The sequence below is a fragment of the Leeuwenhoekiella sp. CH_XMU1409-2 genome, assembly GCF_037029365.1.
GTDB lineage: Bacteria > Bacteroidota > Bacteroidia > Flavobacteriales > Flavobacteriaceae > Leeuwenhoekiella > Leeuwenhoekiella blandensis.
This window is the reverse complement of record NZ_JAYMEI010000050.1, coordinates 1-904: the sequence shown is the minus strand read 5'-3', so window position 1 is coordinate 904 and position 904 is coordinate 1. Positions and strand designations below refer to the sequence as shown.

The window sequence follows — 904 nt, the reverse complement described above, 5'->3', positions numbered from 1 at the left end:
AACCAACGCGTTTCAAAAGCTTACGGCAATGATCAACGATCCTGAAACCTATCCGGTATTTGAAACGGTTGAAGAATCTGCAGTACTTCAGGTAACCGGAGTAACGCCTAATATCTCTCCGTGGGGGCGTCCGCAGGACTTTCCGTTAGGAGTGAAAATGGCAGCCTTTTTTGTTGATAATCTGAATGCGCTTGAAGATCCACGCCGTCCCATTATTCAAACGGGAGCTCAAGATCTAGATAATAATCCCATTGGATATAAAGGGATTCCTAGTGCCTATGCCGGACCTGAATCTCAATTTGAGTTTAATGCCAGCACGTTAAACCGAGCACAGGTTGAAAACCCAATGCAGATCTTTTTAATGACCTATGCTGAGGTTGAATTCATCAAGGCCGAAATGGCGCAACGCGGTTATACCACCAATGCTCAGGAACATTATGAGGCCGGGGTGACCGCCGCGATTACTCAGCTGGGGGCAACAACCACCGAAGCCTACTTCGATAATCCGGTAGCTGCATATGATGGTTCGCTCGAGCAGATTTTATTGCAGAAATACTATGCGCTGTACTTTGTAGATTATCAGCAGTGGTTTGAATTCCGTCGTACGGGATTGCCAGAATTACCTACCACCGAAGCAATGCTGAACGATGCGATGATGCCGTCGCGCTTTTTCTATCCGTCAGATGTACAGATCAGTAATCAGGCTAATTACCAGCAGGCACTCGAACTGCTTGGAGGGGCAGATAGCATCAACACCAAAGTATGGTGGGACAATAATTAAACGAAAATCAAATTCAGATGATGAACACATTAAAACTATCGCTTTTATGCAGACATTACCGCACCTATTAAATCCTACGAACCCAACGATTATGGTCTTTATGATATGGCCGGAAACGTTTCT

Annotated in this window: 1 protein-coding gene and 1 pseudogene; both read left to right on the top strand. The window is 45.2% G+C overall.

Features of this window, described 5'->3' with window-relative positions; translation table 11 throughout:
• Positions 1-781 (top strand): SusD/RagB family nutrient-binding outer membrane lipoprotein (locus tag WA338_RS18815; RefSeq protein ID WP_336094558.1); only part of this gene is annotated, 781 nt, incomplete at its 5' end.
• A 48-nt stretch (positions 782-829) separates the two neighbouring features.
• Positions 830-904: pseudogene (locus tag WA338_RS18930) on the top strand (SUMF1/EgtB/PvdO family nonheme iron enzyme); the annotation flags it as partial.